This window comes from candidate division TA06 bacterium, assembly GCA_016208585.1.
GTDB lineage: Bacteria > Edwardsbacteria > AC1 > AC1 > EtOH8 > UBA5202.
In genome coordinates this window covers 17,560-29,151 of the sequence record JACQXR010000138.1, presented here as the reverse complement: position 1 = coordinate 29,151, position 11,592 = coordinate 17,560, and the positions used below count along the sequence as shown (strand labels likewise).

Sequence of the window (11,592 nt, the reverse complement as noted above, 5' to 3'; positions counted from 1 at the left end):
GAATCATTATAGTATTTAGTGCCATATGGATTATAACGATAAAGATTGCCATCAACAGCAAATACCATTCTATGTAAATCGGGGTGCAATACAATAGAAATTAAAAGCTGAATCTAAAAGTGAACCAACATCATATAAACATGTTTTGATTGTTAAAGTTGCCGTATCATTCAAAACGGGCATCCTACTTATGGTGAGCTTTATTTTTGTTGTCCAAGGCGGTATCGGAGAAGAGCCGTCGTCCATTGTAGTGATGGGCTTTTTTTCGCAGTTGGTAAGCCCTAAGACGGCCACCACAACTAAGGTAAGGGATAATGCTTTTTTAAACATTTTATTTCTCCTGTTTATGAATTATTGTTTCATCGTTTCATGCTATCTAATGTTGGCATATCGCCCCATTTGTTATCTTGACAACCGGAACTACTTTATCGTCTGCAAAACCTTTGGCTGATGACGCAATATATTTACCGAGCCTTGCAACACATTTACCGGCCTTTGCAAGGGATTTGCCCTCTGCAATACATTTGGCTGGTGCTGCAACACATATACCGGACTTTGCAAGAGATTTATTACCCTCTGCAATACATTTGGCGGCCTCTGCCAAAGATTTATTGACCTTTGCAGCGTATTGGGCGGCCTCTGTCAAAGCGTCCGCTTTCGCTTTTCATTGGGCTTCCTTGAGTGCCGTTCGCCTACGCTTTCATTGTTGGCATCCTCAAGTGCCATAGCTACGGCGAAGGCGCTAGCTTTAGCGGAGGCACTTGCCGGAATATGCAGGACAAATATTCTTATCCGCGCTTCATTTGGCAGCTTCCGCCTTAGGCTTTCTGGCTGCCGCTTTGCGGTAAAGTATGGAAAGATTGAATTTGCCGGCCTTGGCCGGATCATCGGCGTACAACTCCAGCCCGGCGTCGTTGATCACCTTAAGCCCCACGTATAAAATCCCTTTTAACCGGTAGAACTCCTTTACCGCATTAGGCAAGGCCTGCAATCGTTTTACCTCTTGTTCGGCGTCGGCCGTTTTAAGGACTGTTGCTATCGCTTTGCCCTCGGCCAGCAGCTTGGCGGTATCTGTCCCCGGCATTTTCTTTAAGACCGATTCCAGCAATTTGGTCATGGCCTCCAACTGCCCGGCAATGGCCGGAACATTGCGGGCCTGGGAAATCCTGATCAGGCCGTCGGGTATTTTTTCGCCCATCCGCCTGGCCCGCAATGCCCGCCTGGACGCCTTTCTCCGCCAGATCTTGGCCCGGCGCAGGGCGTCGTTTTGCGACCTGGTGGCGTCCTTGGTTTCGGCTTGCAAAAGCGCCTTGTCTTTCATGGCATTGGTCACCTGTTCCCCGGCGGCTTTCACCTCGGGTAAATATCCTTTGGGCAAAAGAACCGTTAAGGCCGCGCCCTCGGCATCGGCTATGCCCATAGTGTAGCCCGCTTGTTCCGCCAGGTAATCGGCGCGGTAACGGGACCCGATAGCTATAAGCTCCGGTTTGCTGATGGCGGTAATCATTGGCTTTAGCTCCTTTTAAAGTTTTTAAAATATGGTAAAACAAAAAGCCCCACTGTCCGCGTTTCTTTACCGGAGACATTAAGGCTTTTTGTTATTTTCAACGTTCTCACCACCCAATATTTATGATATCGTTAAGGGCAGGACTTCACGCGGATACTGTCTGGCATGGTAAAAATAACACTTTTTACGGTATTTGTCAAAAACTATTTTAAACTATTTTCAACCTTATTACTCAGAGCGTATAATAGTAGATGACTTTTCCCCCACCAAAACACGCGAATACGCTAAATATATTGGATTGGGAAGAAATAGGAATGTCTACTAATATTCACTTCCATTAGTAAGTCAGGTCGAATTCAGGTCGAAACCTTATTCAGGTCGAACGAATTGACTCATCGAACGAATTGACTCTTCTATTTGGTTCTTCTCATTCCGTTTTTCTTATTCCGTTCGGATATTTGTTGAAAAATAATTTCATGGATGATTCGGTTGCGAAATCATGTAAATCCTGCCTTCGGCAATAGAATTTGCCCCCTTACGGCAAGTGTATAGCCCGGCCCAAAGCCTGCAGGGCGGCCTCGCGCACCGATTCGTGCAGGGTGGGGTGGGCGTGGATGGCGGAGATCAACTCCTCCAACTTCAGTTTGGAGCTTACCGCCAGGCTCAGTTCGGCGATCAGTTCGGTAGCCTGGGGCCCGGCTATCACCCCGCCGATTATTTCGTGGGAAAGCTTGTCGGCGATCACCTTCACAAAGCCTTCGGGCTGGCCCAGGCAGCTGGCCTTGCCGCTGGCCGAAAAGGGAAACTTGCCCGCCAGAATGTCCTCTTTGTTCTCCGGCCGCTCCAGGATCCCCACCGAGGCAATCTCGGGATGGGTGTAAACGCAGCGGGGCACGCCGGCGTAATCCAGCCCGGCCGAATGGCCCAGCATGTTCTCCACCGCCGCTTCGGCCTCGGCCGAGGCCACGTGGGCTAAAAGCCACCCCCCGGTGCAGTCTCCGGCCGCATAGATGCCGGTGCCGCTGGTCTCCATCCGGGCGTCCACTTTGATGAAATTGCGCTCGATGGCCACCCCGGCCTCCTCCAGTCCGATATCCTTGATAGAAGCCTTGCGTCCCACGCTCACCAGGACATTTTGGGCCGGGATATCCTTTGCCTGGCCGTCTTTCAGTTTGACCGTCACTGACAAACCTTGTCCGGCCTGCTTGATCTCTTCCACCTTGGCTTCAAGATGAATGTCCACCCCGTGCTTGGAAAGAGCCTGGTGCAGCACTCCGGCCGCCTCGGCGTCCTCGCCGGGAATGATCTGGGGCATCATCTCCACGATGGTGACCCTGGAACCGAAGGCGGAATAGATGTCGGCCATCTCGCAGCCTATCACCCCGCCGCCGATAATCAGGAAGTCTTGGGGGACCTGGGGCAGAGACAATGCTCCGGTGCTGTCCACCACTCCGGGCAGGGAGGAGCCGGGAATGTTAAGTGCGACCGGTTCCGAGCCGGTGGCGATTAGTATCTGGTCGGGCTCTAGGGTCTGCTGTGCTCCGGTATTTTCCGTGACCATAACTTTTTTGACGGGAAGCAATTTTGCCCGGCCGGTAATGACCTCCACCGATCTGGCTTTCAGGAGCAGCCCCACCCCGGCGGTGGACTTTTTGACCACCCGTTCCTTGCGCTTCTGGACGGCACTCCAATCGAAGCTGAAATTGTCCGCTTTCAACCCGAACTGCCCGGCCGATTTAAAATGGCTGTAGACCGCGGCCGAGGCCAGCAGGGCCTTGGTGGGTATGCAGCCCACGTTCAGGCAGGTGCCGCCCAGGGTTTCCTTTTCGATCAAAGTGACTTTGGCCCCCAGCTGGGCGGCCCTGATGGCCCCCACGTACCCGGCCGGCCCTCCGCCGATCACCACGATGTGCTGTTGCATGCTGTGAAGTTCTCCAAAAAATATATGTTTACGGTGTGAAGTTTACCGTTTTCTGTTTACTGTTGAATATCGCAAATATCCTATCCCAATTATCTATACCCTATAATCAAATCCCTATCATCTGTTCCCAAACATCCGTTCCTTGTTACGTTACCGGTTAGCTAGGAAATAGCTCAGGGTTTCCAGGTCCACCCCCAGGTTCACCCGCTTCACCGCCACGTCTTTTGGAACATTGATCTGCCCGCTGGGGAAGCACAAGATGGCCTTGACCCCGGCCGCCGCCAATGAATCGACCGCGGCCTGGGCCGCCTTCAAAGGAACCGCCAGCGCCCCCAGTTTGATCCCCAGTTTCTGGACCTCGGACGGGATCTGGTCCAGCGCTTTTATCACCACTCCGCTCTCTAATTTTTTGCCGATCTTTTTGGGATCGGAGTCAAACACCGCCGCAATCTTAAAGCCCTGGCTGCGCGGTTCCTGGTAACGGAAGACCGCCATCCCGATGTTGCCGGCCCCGACCAGGGCCATGGCCCAGACCTTGTCCCAGACCTTGTCCAGCCCCAGGATCTTCCCGATCTTCTCCTTGAGCCGGATGACCGAATAGCCCCGGCCCCGCCGCCCGAAGGCGCCGAAGTAGGAAAGGTCCTTGCGCACCTGAAACGGCGCCAGCCCGTAGACCGTGGCGATCTCGCGCGAGGAGATGGTCTCCACCCCAAAAGACTGCAGGCTGGCCAGGTGCCGGTGGTAGAGGGACAGCCGGCGGGATGGCCGATTCGGGTATCTTAATTTTATCTTTCATAAGAAAGTCTCTTCTTTACCACTGAAACACTGAATTTATGAATGGTCCGTAAATAGAATCCGTACAAAGATATTTTCCGCGCCGTTTTGCGTTTTTCGCAGCTTGCCCCGATGTAGCGGGGTGTTTAGCGGGAAGTAACCTCAGGGAAATATCTTCTCGGGATTCAGTATGTCCTGGGGGTCTACCGTTCGCTTGATCGCCTTCATCATGGCCAGGGCCGGAGCATCCACCGCCAGAGGCAGGAACTCTTTCTTGACATAGCCGATGCCGTGCTCGCCCGAAATGGTTCCTCCCAGGGATACCACCATTTTGAACATCTCCTCCAACAGCAGGGGCAGGGCATGATTCCAGGAATCGTCATCGGTATTTTGTTTTAAGATATTGACGTGGACGTTGCCGTCGCCGATGTGCCCGAAGGATACGATCTCGGTGCCGTATTTTTTGGAGAGCTGCTCCATCCGGTCAAAAAGCTCGGGGATCTTGGACTTGGGCACCACCACGTCTTCGCGCTCCCGCACCGGGCTTTTCTGGGTCAAGGCTTCGGACAGGGACCGGCGCATCTCCCATAGCCGGTCCTGCGAGGGCCGGTCCTCGGCCACCAACACGTCCAGGGCTTCGTACCTGGAGACTATCTCGCCGATCCGCTCGTACTGCTCCCGCAGTTCCTCCGGCTTGTCCCCGTCCAGCTGGACCAGCAGATGGGCCTCGGCCTCGCGGAAGGGCGCCCGCTTTTTTAAGAACTCCTCGGCCGCTCGCACCGCCTTCTTCTCCATGAACTCCATAGCGGCCGGGACTATCCGCTGCCTGATGATCTCTTCGGTGGCTTTGGCCGCCAGGGCGATGGAGGGAAACGGTATCAACAGATCTGTCTGCAGTTTGGGCCTGGGAACCAGCCTTAAGGTGATCTCGGTAATCACCGCCAACGTCCCTTCGGACCCACAGATCAGGTGCATCAGATCGTAGCCCGAAACGTTCTTGATGGTCTTTCCTCCCAGCCGCGAGACCTCCCCGTTGGGCCAGACCACTTCCAGCCCGCACAGGTAGTGCCGGGTGACCCCGTATTTGAAGGCCCTGGGGCCGCCGGCGTTCTCGGCGACGTTACCCCCGATGGAACAGGAATCCAGGCTGGCCGGGTCGGGTGGGTAGAACAGTCCCTTTTCTTCCACCGCGTTTTGGAGGGTTTGGGTGATCACCGCCGGCTGGGTGACCACCATCAGGTTCTCCTGGTCGATCTCCAGTATCCGGTTCAGCCGCTCCAGCGAAAGCGCTATTCCTCCGCACACCGGCAGGGCCCCGCCGGACAGGCCGGTGCCGGCGCCCCGGGGGGTGACCGGAATCTTTTCGGAACTGGCCAGTTTCATTAGGGCCGAGACCTCAGATGTGTTGCCGGGTTTGACCACCGCCGCCGGCATGAATTTCTGGTTCAGGGTCTCGTCGTGGGAATAGGGCTCCTTGTCGTCGTCCAGGGTTATCAGGTATTTTTCCCCGACGATAGATTGGAGTTTTGTTAACAACTCCGCATTTAATATTTCATATTTTTCCATCATACCTATTAAGTCTTTGGATAAACCAAGTCATGTTTTACATTTTCATCTGGTCCCGATTGGACCCATATTTCATCGATACTGTATCCATTACTTTTTACGATATTTTGAGCAAGGCCTTCATAATTATTTTTTAACAAGACGCGACAACTTGAGCATCAACACCGGGGTCAGGTGCGGGCCGGGGTACTACCCAAAGTCGTGGACAGTAACTGCGGCAATCTTGGCGATATCCGGCGCCTGTGTGATCAGGTCTTTTCCCTTTAAGGCCGGCCCGGCCCCGCCCTTTTGTTCGCTGGATTTCATGGCGATGGTGCCGCCGGTGAAGATGATGGCGATCTTTGGTTTTTCATTGATTCCTATTGTCTCACTATCTGTTGGGGCGACCGGCCGGTCGCCCTTACTTCGTTGACTGCGATTACTCCTTGCCGGGCTTGGCCCCGCCGATCTCCATCTCCTTGGGCCAAAGTTCCTTCGGCAGGCCCAGCCGCTTGACGTATCCCACCAGCCTCACCACCCGGTCGTAGCTGTTGGCCTTGACCTCCTTAAACCGCTTGTGGTAGACGTCGTGAGAGCGCTTGGTGAACTGGGCCTCGCTCTCCTCCCTCATGCTTGCGGACGTTGATCTGCTCCAGGGTGGCCACGTTGGCGCTGTAGTCGTAGGTGATGTCCAGCAGGGCGAAAAGCTCTTCCCGCAGTTCCTGCCATTTCTCTTTTGACAAAGGCTTGTTCTGCTATTCCATCTTTCTTCCTAAATTATATTTTTGCTCTCTGCCTGCGTCTCTGTGGCTAATCGTTCCCCGTTATCACATCCGCCAGAGATCCGGCACCAGTTTATAGATTATGACCGTGGCGCAAAAGCATATCCCCGCCCCCAGTTGCAGGGCGAACGGGGCGCCCCAGCGCGCCGCGATGGACCCGGCGATGAAACTGCCGAAGGGCATCATCCCCATGAACATCATGGTGAACACTCCCATCACCCGGCCCCGCATCTGGTCGCTGACCGTACTTTGGATCATGGTGTTAACCGTGGCCACCTGGCTGACCATGGACAGTCCCACCAGCGGCAGAATAGCCAGCGAAAGGACGTAATTGCGGGACAAGGAAAAAACCAAAGTGGCCAGGGAAAAAATTATTCCGGCCCAGAAGACCAGAATCCCTTTTTTTTGGATCTGGCTGAAAGAGGCCAGGACCAACGATCCAACCAGGGCTCCGCTGCCGGTGGCAGCCATCAAAAAACCCAGGCCGCCGGCTCCTTTGTTCAGGATGTCCCGGGCAAAGATCGGCATCAGCACCACGTAGGGCATGCCGAAAATGCTGAACAGGGCCACGATCAGGACCAGGGCCCGCACCGCCTTGTAATTCCAGGCATACCTAAGCCCCTGTTTCATGTCGTCCCAGGGGGAGTCTGATTTTTTTATGGCCGGGGCGTCTATCCTGATCAGCAATAGCCCGATGATCACGGCCACAAAGCTAAGGCCGTTCAGAAAAAAACAGCTCGCGGTTCCCACCACTCCGATCAGAATCCCGGCCAGGGCCGGCCCTACGATGCGGGCGGCATTGAAGATGGCCGAGTTGAGGGCAATGGCGTTGAGCAGGTCCTTCTTGCCCACCATCTCTATGAAGAATGACTGCCGGGCCGGAACGTCTAGGGCGAAGACCGAACCGCCCACCGCCGCTATGGCCGCCACGTACCAGACCTTCAGCACCAGGACCCCGGTATTGTGCAGGTGGGTCAAAGCCGCCAGGATGAAGGCCAGGGACATGGCCACGATCTGGGTAAAAAGCAGGATCTTCCGTTTTTCCAGCCGGTCGGCGATCACCCCGCCCGGCAGGGCGAACAAAAGCACCGGCACCGATCCGATGGCGTTGACCGCCCCCAGCAGAAAGGCCGAGTTGGTCAGTTGCAGCACTAACCAGCCCTGGGCTACGGTCTGCATCCAGGTGCCGATCAGCGAGATGAGCTGTCCGGTCCAGAAAAGGCGGAAGTTGCGGTGCTTCAGAGCCGAGAAGGTCTGCAGTGTCCTGTTTTTAATATTCTGCTGGGCATCCGGGTTGACAAATTTTGTTTTGTGGGGTATCATGCTTAATTATATCACATTCGCGCTGCCAATGGTAGGAAAAACCTTAATTTTACTGCATTTGGACCGATAGTTTTTCAGTGAGAACTACGCAGCATCCAGCGGACTTATCGGGGCAGTTTGTGCAGTCGTGCTGTGCCAAAACAGGGATAGTGATCAATATCAGCGGCAGCAATAATAAAACCGCCTTTTTTCCATAACGCATTGATTTCTCCATGAAGTTTAATTGATTGTTGTAAGAGTACCTTATGGTATGTTAATTTTTACCGTAATCAATAGTAGGCGCGAATTGTGCCGAAGCAGATTGGCGATCCGGTTAAATTCGTTTTCTGCCTATAAATCTCGCTTAAAATATGATATAATCAACAAGAGAACGATAGAGATCAGTCAAAAAGTCTATCGGATTTTAGAGCAGGGTTTTGTATATTAGACTGTTAGGGCAACAAAAAAGATTTAAATTGGTCGAGGGAACCGGGAACATTATGTAATCGATCAAAACGAAATTGAAAAAAACGAATATGAAAAAAGGCGTCAAAGCGGTTGGGCTTTTATCCGGCGGGTTAGACAGCACTCTGGCAATAAAACTTTTGCTGGACCAGGGGATAGAGGTCCACGCCATCAATTTCACCTCCCCGTTTTGCCGATGCACGCCAAAGTCGGCCGGGTGCGATGCCGCAGTGCAGGCCGCCAGGAAATTGGGAAATATTCCGTTGCGTCAGGTGCCGTTGGGCGAGGAATACCTGGCGATGATACTAAATCCCAAGCATGGCTATGGCCGGGGCATGAATCCCTGCCTGGACTGCCGGATACTGAAACTCCGTAAGGCCGCACAATACATGGAAAAAATCGGCGCGGCATTTCTTTTTACCGGAGAAGTCGTCGGCCAGCGACCAATGTCACAGCGCCGCCGGGCTTTGGAGTTGATAGACCGCGAATCCGGAATGGCGGGCCGCATTTTGCGGCCTCTTTCGGCTCAAATTCTTCCCGAGACACAGCCCGAACGCGATGGCCTGGTGGATCGTTCCCGGCTGCTGGCCGTGGCCGGGCGTTCTCGCAAGACTCAAATCGGCTTGGCCCGGCAGTTTAATATCAATGATTATCCCTGTCCGGCAGGTGGTTGTTTGCTGACCGATCCGATATTTTCGGAAAGACTGCAGGAATTTATAAAACACCGGAAAGACATCAATGCCGACGATGTGGCCCGGCTTAAAGTAGGCCGCCATTTCCGCACCGGCGAAGGCCATAAGATCATCGTGGCCCGGAACGAGGGGGAATGCGGGATGCTGCAAAGGTTGTTTCAAGGCCGGGAACACTTGTTGGTACCGGAAAATTTTGCCGGCCCTACAGTGTGGTTTGAAGCGGAAGCTCTAAAGCTGGCGTTGCAGAAAATGGAAGAATATACCGGGGGCGATAAAACGCCGCAGGCTAGAGTTTTCCACTATTGGCAGGATTCCAAGCAAAGCATTTTTCTTCACAGCGAAACAAAGGCAGAATCATGAACGGCCGTTACTCTCGTCAGGAAATGCTTCCCGAAATCGGACAGGAAGGCCAGAAACGCTTGGCCTTCAGCCGGGCTGCCGTCATTGGGTGCGGAGCTTTGGGCACGGTAATGGCGAATTTGCTGGCCCGGATGGGTGTGGGGTATATCAAATTGATAGACCGGGATGTGGTGGAGCTTTCCAATTTGCAACGTCAGGTGTTGTACGATGAATCGGACATCGGGCGTTACAAGGCCGAAGTTGCGGCCGAAAAATTGCGGAAGATCAACCGCGAAATAGAAATTGTTTCTACCCTGGCTGACATCCGGGGAAGCACCATGGAGCAGGCGGTGAAAGACTGTAGCATAATCTTAGACGGGACCGATAATTTTAACACCCGGCTGGCCATCAACGACGCTTGCGTCAAACACGGCATTCCCTGGGTTTATTGCGGCGTCGTCGGCACCACCGGGGTGTCCCTGCCGGTGATACCTCAAGGCCCCTGTTTGCGGTGCCTGTTGCCAGCGCAAACGCAGCCGCAGGTAATGGAGACCTGCGATTTGGTCGGAGTTTTCGGACCAGCGGTAAGCATCATAGCTTCCATAGCTGTGGCTCAAGCGGCAAAAATCCTTTTAGGCAATGAACTGAAAACGGAACTGATACAGTATGACTGTTGGAGCGGGCGATATAGTCAGATTGAAATTCCGCGTAACGAATCCTGTCCCTGTTGCGTTCAAAAATGTTTCGATTACCTTTCTCCGCTGGCCGAAGATATTGTAACAAAATTGTGCGGCCGCAATATGATCCTTATCCAGCCGGCCCGTCAGGTTGATTTTGACCTTCCGACGTTGGCCCAGACATTGGCCGCGGTCGGCACCGTCCATTCCGACAAAGAAATGCTGGTGTTCCGGGTTGGCGACATGGAAATGAGTCTTTTTAAGGGCGGTGGGGCCATGATCCGGGGAACCGAAGATAAAGCCATTGCCCGTTCCTTTTATTCACGTTATTTGGGTTTGTGAATATATGGTTGATAAAATCAAGGTCGCAGTGGGGATGAGCGGCGGGGTAGATTCGTCAGTGGCCGCTTACCTGCTTATGGAACAAGGCTTTGACGTGAACGGCGTTTGTATGTCGCTGTGGGACAGCGGGGAAACTTCCGCCGCCCGTAACGTCTGTTACGGTCCCAACGAAAAAGAAGGCATCGCCGAGGCCCAAAGGGTCTGCAAGTTGCTGGGGATACCCTGCCATATTTTCAAGCTGGCCGAGGAATACGGGGCGGTCGTTCCGGACTATTTTAAAGCGGAATACCTGTCGAGCCGGACCCCCAATCCCTGCGTCAGATGCAACCAATCCATCAAACTTGACCTGCTTCCGGCGCTGGCCCGGTGTGCCGGGATTGAGTTCGACAAATTCGCCACCGGACATTATGCCAGGGTCAAACAGGACCCTAAAACCGGTCGCTTCCTTCTTAAAAAAGGGCATGACCCCCCAAAAGGATCAGTCTTATTTATTTCTTATACCGTTTGTCCCAGCAGCAATTGTCCGGCTTGATGTTTCCTCTGGGAAATTATCTGAAGGATGATGTCCGCAAGGTTGCCAAAAAGGCCGACCTTTTCGCAGAGAAAAAGGCGGAAAGCCAGGATTTTTACCCGCCGAAGCATGGAGCCGGGCCTACTTCGCCGACCGCCTTCGCTTTTATTGCGGCTTCCTCGTGCGCCGTAGCTATGGCGGTGGCGCAAGTAGCCAATGGCTACCTACGGCTGAGTGCCACGGGCTTTGCCCGTGGCACTCCACAGCGGCGATTATAAGGATCTGCTGGGGACCGACGACAAACCGGGCGACATTGTTGATAAAAGCGGGAAGATACTGGGAACACACAACGGCTTTTAGAACTATACCCTTGGCCAACCCAAGGGACTGGGTATAATCCATTCCGAACCATTGTACGTGGTATCCCTGGACCCCGGGAATAATCGGGTGATAGTTGGCGTTAAAAACGATCTCCGCAGCCAGGATTGCCTGGTGAATAACATAAACTGGATAACCTTAAATAAGCCGACTGGCCCGATGCACCTTCAGATCAAGATACATTCAGCCCACCAAAGCGCCGAGGCTGAGGTGTTTCCCCAAGAAAACGGTTCGGCCAGGGTAATATTCAATATGCCACAGGTGGCCGTCACCCCCGGCCAATCGGCGGTGTTCTATGATAACGAGCTAGTCATCGGCGGTGGGATCATCGATTTTATTGCCGACAACGCCTGATAT

General features: G+C 53.6%; 15 protein-coding genes. 5 read left to right on the top strand and 10 right to left on the bottom strand.

All coding sequences use genetic code 11. From position 1 onward, the window contains the following. Positions 1–69: 69 nt before the first annotated feature. From HY768_10310 to HY768_10265, 10 genes are all read right to left on the bottom strand, one after another. A complete protein-coding gene (locus HY768_10310; protein MBI4727589.1) occupies positions 70–330 on the bottom strand; it encodes a hypothetical protein in 261 nt (86 codons plus the stop codon). 46 nt (positions 331–376) lie between these two features. Further along, entirely contained in the window at positions 377–646 is a 270-nt protein-coding gene (locus HY768_10305; protein ID MBI4727588.1) for a hypothetical protein, read from the bottom strand. Between the two features lie 153 nt (positions 647–799). Continuing rightward, positions 800–1,507 carry a hypothetical protein gene (locus HY768_10300; GenBank protein MBI4727587.1) on the bottom strand — a complete coding sequence of 236 codons (708 nt, stop codon included), beginning with the start codon at positions 1,505–1,507 and terminating at the stop codon, positions 800–802. Between the two features lie 535 nt (positions 1,508–2,042). Continuing rightward, complete coding sequence (lpdA, locus tag HY768_10295) at positions 2,043–3,428, bottom strand: dihydrolipoyl dehydrogenase (GenBank protein MBI4727586.1); 1,386 nt, start codon at positions 3,426–3,428, stop codon at positions 2,043–2,045. A gap of 150 nt (positions 3,429–3,578) precedes the next feature. Then, complete coding sequence (locus HY768_10290; protein MBI4727585.1) at positions 3,579–4,217, bottom strand: redox-sensing transcriptional repressor Rex; 639 nt, start codon at positions 4,215–4,217, stop codon at positions 3,579–3,581. A gap of 147 nt (positions 4,218–4,364) precedes the next feature. Next, positions 4,365–5,771: an FAD-binding protein gene (locus HY768_10285; protein MBI4727584.1), complete on the bottom strand. Its 1,407-nt coding sequence runs from the start codon at positions 5,769–5,771 to the stop codon at positions 4,365–4,367. Between the two features lie 186 nt (positions 5,772–5,957). Continuing rightward, the gene (locus HY768_10280) at positions 5,958–6,074 is read right to left on the bottom strand and encodes a hypothetical protein (GenBank protein MBI4727583.1); all 117 of its coding nucleotides are present in this window, start codon (positions 6,072–6,074) and stop codon (positions 5,958–5,960) included. Positions 6,075–6,186: 112 nt separating this feature from the next. Further along, positions 6,187–6,378, bottom strand: coding sequence for a hypothetical protein (locus tag HY768_10275; protein MBI4727582.1), 192 nt, complete (start codon positions 6,376–6,378; stop codon positions 6,187–6,189). Beyond that, positions 6,314–6,490 carry a hypothetical protein gene (locus tag HY768_10270; protein ID MBI4727581.1) on the bottom strand — a complete coding sequence of 59 codons (177 nt, stop codon included), beginning with the start codon at positions 6,488–6,490 and terminating at the stop codon, positions 6,314–6,316. The genes HY768_10275 and HY768_10270 overlap by 65 nt, the downstream gene beginning before the upstream one ends. A gap of 84 nt (positions 6,491–6,574) precedes the next feature. After that, a complete protein-coding gene (locus HY768_10265; protein ID MBI4727580.1) occupies positions 6,575–7,852 on the bottom strand; it encodes an MFS transporter in 1,278 nt (425 codons plus the stop codon). A 515-nt stretch (positions 7,853–8,367) separates the two neighbouring features. Here HY768_10265 and HY768_10260 point away from each other — a divergent pair. From HY768_10260 to HY768_10240, 5 genes are all read left to right on the top strand, one after another. Next, the gene (locus HY768_10260) at positions 8,368–9,348 is read left to right on the top strand and encodes a hypothetical protein (protein ID MBI4727579.1); all 981 of its coding nucleotides are present in this window, start codon (positions 8,368–8,370) and stop codon (positions 9,346–9,348) included. Then, positions 9,345–10,346, top strand: coding sequence for a ThiF family adenylyltransferase (locus tag HY768_10255; GenBank protein MBI4727578.1), 1,002 nt, complete (start codon positions 9,345–9,347; stop codon positions 10,344–10,346). Before HY768_10260 ends, HY768_10255 begins: the two co-directional genes overlap by 4 nt. Before the next feature lie 4 nt (positions 10,347–10,350). After that, on the top strand, positions 10,351–10,878 hold the full coding sequence (locus HY768_10250; GenBank protein ID MBI4727577.1) for a hypothetical protein: 528 nt from the start codon (positions 10,351–10,353) through the stop codon (positions 10,876–10,878). Beyond that, positions 10,875–11,135 carry a hypothetical protein gene (locus tag HY768_10245; protein ID MBI4727576.1) on the top strand — a complete coding sequence of 87 codons (261 nt, stop codon included), beginning with the start codon at positions 10,875–10,877 and terminating at the stop codon, positions 11,133–11,135. The genes HY768_10250 and HY768_10245 overlap by 4 nt, the downstream gene beginning before the upstream one ends. 109 nt (positions 11,136–11,244) lie before the next feature. Continuing rightward, positions 11,245–11,589, top strand: a complete 345-nt coding sequence (locus HY768_10240; GenBank protein MBI4727575.1) for a hypothetical protein — start codon at positions 11,245–11,247, stop codon at positions 11,587–11,589. Positions 11,590–11,592 lie beyond the last annotated feature (3 nt).

What these genes read in the sequence shown, in the direction of transcription:
- HY768_10310 (MBI4727589.1), bottom strand. Translation starts at nt 330, where the DNA reads ATGTTTAAAAAAGCATTATCCCTTACCTTAGTTGTGGTGGCCGTCTTA.
- HY768_10300 (MBI4727587.1), bottom strand. Translation starts at nt 1,507, where the DNA reads ATGATTACCGCCATCAGCAAACCGGAGCTTATAGCTATCGGGTCCCGT.
- lpdA (MBI4727586.1), bottom strand. Translation starts at nt 3,428, where the DNA reads ATGCAACAGCACATCGTGGTGATCGGCGGAGGGCCGGCCGGGTACGTG.
- HY768_10285 (MBI4727584.1), bottom strand. Translation starts at nt 5,771, where the DNA reads ATGATGGAAAAATATGAAATATTAAATGCGGAGTTGTTAACAAAACTC.
- HY768_10280 (MBI4727583.1), bottom strand. Translation starts at nt 6,074, where the DNA reads ATGAAATCCAGCGAACAAAAGGGCGGGGCCGGGCCGGCCTTAAAGGGA.
- HY768_10275 (MBI4727582.1), bottom strand. Translation starts at nt 6,378, where the DNA reads ATGAGGGAGGAGAGCGAGGCCCAGTTCACCAAGCGCTCTCACGACGTC.
- HY768_10265 (MBI4727580.1), bottom strand. Translation starts at nt 7,852, where the DNA reads ATGATACCCCACAAAACAAAATTTGTCAACCCGGATGCCCAGCAGAAT.
- HY768_10260 (MBI4727579.1), top strand. Translation starts at nt 8,368, where the DNA reads ATGAAAAAAGGCGTCAAAGCGGTTGGGCTTTTATCCGGCGGGTTAGAC.
- HY768_10255 (MBI4727578.1), top strand. Translation starts at nt 9,345, where the DNA reads ATGAACGGCCGTTACTCTCGTCAGGAAATGCTTCCCGAAATCGGACAG.
- HY768_10250 (MBI4727577.1), top strand. Translation starts at nt 10,351, where the DNA reads ATGGTTGATAAAATCAAGGTCGCAGTGGGGATGAGCGGCGGGGTAGAT.